The organism is Nonomuraea sp. NPDC005983, from assembly GCF_040614375.1.
Classification (GTDB): Bacteria; Actinomycetota; Actinomycetes; order Streptosporangiales; family Streptosporangiaceae; genus Nonomuraea.
Window position 1 is genome coordinate 1 of the sequence record NZ_JBEXUP010000273.1, and the last position, 3601, is coordinate 3601.

Annotated in this window: 3 protein-coding genes; all 3 read right to left on the reverse strand. The window is 75.3% G+C overall.

Annotated features, from left to right (window positions below):
• Window positions 1-57 precede the first annotated feature (57 nt).
• Window positions 58-537 (reverse strand): SidA/IucD/PvdA family monooxygenase, encoded by a 480-nt coding sequence (locus tag ABZ297_RS46455; protein ID WP_355360925.1) that lies wholly within the window; start codon window positions 535-537, stop codon window positions 58-60.
• Entirely contained in the window at window positions 534-2336 is a 1803-nt protein-coding gene (locus ABZ297_RS46460; RefSeq protein WP_355360928.1) for an IucA/IucC family protein, read from the reverse strand. Before ABZ297_RS46460 ends, ABZ297_RS46455 begins: the two co-directional genes overlap by 4 nt.
• A gap of 37 nt (window positions 2337-2373) precedes the next feature.
• Window positions 2374-3601: aminotransferase class I/II-fold pyridoxal phosphate-dependent enzyme (locus ABZ297_RS46465; protein WP_355360931.1), on the reverse strand; the 1228-nt coding region annotated here is incomplete at its 5' end.

Here is a 3601-nt window from a genome sequence, read left to right on the forward strand (position 1 = left end):
GGGTGACAATCGACCTGCGACCCGGCGGAGCCGCCCAGATGACAGTCAGGAGCGGGCTCACTGTCGACATGCGGGTCGAACGGGTCGAGGAACCCGGGCCGGCACCCGGGTTCGCGCCCCGCCAGCAGAGCGGTACACGACCGCGAACGCCGCCGCCGCGTCGTCCCACTCCACCGCGACGACCTCGGCGTCGAACCGGCACGAGGGCAGCCGGTCGGCGACCCAGCGGCAGTAGTGGTCATACTCGCGCCGCGGGATGTGGAAGCGCTCGGAGAAGAAGAACGGGAACATCCGGTCGTGGCACCGCAGATAGTTCAGGTACGACCAGCGGCTCGTCGGGTCGGCCATGGTGACCAGGTCGGCGAGGAACGGCACCTGCAGGACCGTTCCCTCCAGCAGCAGGCCGGGATGCCACGAGAAGGCCGGTTTGGCGTCCAGGAAGAGCGCACGCAGCCCCGGCGCGCCGTCGCAGAGCGCCGCCAGCGAGAGATTGAACGGGCCGATGCCGACTCCGACCAGGTCGTAGGGGGCGGTCAACGTCGCACCTCCGTGAGGGGGTTGGGCAGATCGATGTAGACGGACTGGGCGCGGACGTCCCCGACGAGCTCGTCGAGCCCTTCCACGCAGGTCAGGAAGTTGCCCTTGCAGCGCAGTACCGGCGCGTCCAGGAGCAGGCCGAGCAGGCCTTTCGCGCCCGGCTCCGCCTCCCGCAGCCGCTCCAGCGCGCGGCGCAGCACCCGCAGCAGGTCGCCCTCGTCGGCGAGGCCGAGCGCGCCGAACGCGCCCACCAGGCCGAGGAGGTTGCTGACCCCGAGGTAGTAGGCGACCCGCTCGTCGACGAAGGCGTCGTCGAAGACCAGCTGCACGCCGCCGGCCAGGCCGGGCAGCAGCCGGTCGAGCTCGCCGGCGCGGGAGGCGGCCACGTAGTAGCCCTGGCTGTCGCGGTACCAGCCGGCGCTGGGCAGGCCGTCGCCGTCCAGCGTCACCAGGGTGTTCTGGTGGTGCGGTTCGAGGGCGATGCCGTACCGCGCCTGGAGCCGGATCAGCGGCACAGCGAGCACGTCGAGATAGCGGGCCAGCCAGCGCGCCGACGCCTCGGCGGTGGACGTGCCCAGCGACCGGGCGGCGCGCTCCACCGCGGCCGACAGCAGGGCGCGGTGCCGGGGCGCGCTCCCGTCGCCGGGGCCCGTGCGCTCCGCCAGCAGACCGGCGACGCACAGGCCCTCGCCGTCGCCGCCGCGGAAGGGATTGTCGCGGATCGCGGTCTCCAGCCCGGTTTCCGGGCCGTCCGTGCCCACCGAGATCCAGGCGAAGTCCCGCAGGACGCGGAACTCCGGATGCTCGGCGCGCAGCCAACGGGCCGGCCCGCGGGCCAGCAGGCGGGCGGCCCGGACGCCGAGCCGCATCTCGCCGCGCAGGTTGTTGCGCCGCGAGTTGGTGATCCGCATGCCGAGGGAGAGCTTGAGCATCGTCTCCGCGTCCGGCCGGTGGACGGTCCGCAGGGAGGACGTCGGGTACCACGCGGGACCGCCGGGCCCGAGCGGGCGCAGCAGCCCCGCGTCGACCAGTGCCGCGACCTCGGGACGGCGCAGCACGTCGCGCGCCTGCCACGGGTGGGCGGGCACCGGGACCGTCCCGGGAGGCAGGTCGAGCCCCGCGGCGAGCGGGCGCACCAGGTCGGCCGGGGGACGGCCGTCCGCGCTCTCGCCCGTGACCACGTCCGGGTGCGCGGCGAACCAGTGCAGCGGGAACGAGCCGCGCAACTCGGGGGAGTAGGCGTCCAGCTCCCCGTCGGAGACCTCCTCGCGGCTCTTGGGCGCGGGGTGGAACGGGTGCCCGAGCAGGAGGGCCTGCTCGGCGTCGAGGAACGGGGTCGGCCCCCGCCCGTCGGGGCCTTCCGCGCGGCGGCGGGCCAGATGGACCGCGGTCCGGCGGGCGGAGTCGAGGACCCGGCTGACGGCGTCCCCTCCGAGGTGGGACGGCATGCTCCGGTTCACGGTCGTCTCGCGGACCGCCGCCCAGGCCACCAGCGCCGCGGCGTCGGTCGGGCGGGCCGGGGTGACGAGCGGCTCGCCGAAGCGGTGCCAGCCGGTCAGGGACCGGTGCCGCACCGGGATGCTCAGCCTGACCCCGGCGGACGGGAAGTCGAGCAGCAGCCGCTGCCCGGTGGCGGGGACCTCCGTCCTGGTCTCGCGCACGTAGGCGCGTAACAGCGTCTCCACCGCCGCCGCCCCTCCCGCGCGCAGCGGATCGGGGTGGTCGAGCGGATCGACGGCCCCGGCGGCCTGCTCGTTCACCGGGCGGCTCTCGGTCACGGACAAGCGGTGCTCGCTCACAGGTCGCCCTCCCCACTGTCGCTCGGCCTGCGTGGCCTCACAGCTCGTCCTCCTCGGCCTGGCCCGCCGCGACGACCGCCTGAAGCAGCCGTTCGACCTCGGCGGGCGTGGTGTGCGGGTTGAGCAGGGTGAGCTTGAGCCGGATCCGGCCCGGGCCCTCGCCCGGGAGCTCCGTGCGGCCGACCACCGCCGTCCCCTCCCGCAGCAGCCTGCGCCGCAGCCCGGCGTTCACGCGGTCCGCCCGCGCGGGGTCCGACGGCAGGTAGCGGAGCAGGAACGTGGTCAGGACGGGGTCGGCGTGCAGGTCCAGCCGCGGGTGGGCGCGCACCGCCGCAGCACCGGCGCGGGCGAGGTCGTGGCAGGCGTCGACGAGCCGGCCCAGCCCGTCGCGGCCCAGCGTCCGCAGCGTCACGGCGATGGTGAACGCGTCGGCGCGGCGGGACGTGCGCAGCGACAACCCCAGCAGGCTGGGGTAGCCGGCCTCCTCGTCGTCGGCCGGGTTGAGGTAGGCCGCCCGGCGGGCCAGCGAGGCGTACGTTTCTGCTCGCCGTACCAGGAAGACGCCGGCCGGGATGGGCTGCCAGCCCAGCTTGTGCCAGTCCAGGGAGACCGAGTCGGCCAGCTCGACACCGTCCATCAGCGGCGCGAGCCGGTCCGACAGCAGCGCGCCGCCTCCGTACGCGGCGTCGACGTGCAGCCAGGCTCCGTGCTCGGCGGCCAGCGCCGCGCACTCGCGCAGCGGGTCGATCGCCCCGGTGTCGGTGGTGCCCGCCGTGGCCACCACCGCCACGGGCTGCTCGCCGCGCGAGACGCATTCCCGCAGCGCCTCGGACAGCGCCCGCGGGTCCATCCGCAGCTCCCGGTCGACGGGGACGGGGACGACCGCGTCCTCGCCGAGCCCGAGCAGGGCCGCCGCCCGGCGCGTCGAGAAGTGCGCGGCCTCGGAGGCGAAGATCCTCGGACCTGGCGCGGCTCCCGGCACCCCGGCCAGTTCGATCCGGCGCCCGCTCGCGCGGCCGAGTACCAGATCCCGCGCCAGCATCAGGCCCATCAGGTTGGACTCGGTGCCGCCGGAGGTGAGCACGCCGACGGCCTCGGGCCCGAACCCCACCAGCCGTGCCAGCTCCTCCAGCAGCAGCGTCTCCAGCGTGGTCGCGGCGGGCGCCTGGTCCCAGGAGTCCAGCGACGGGTTGAGAGCGGACACCGCCAGGTCGGCGGCCACGGCCACGGCCAGCGGCGGGCAGTGCAGGTGCGCCGCGCACGAC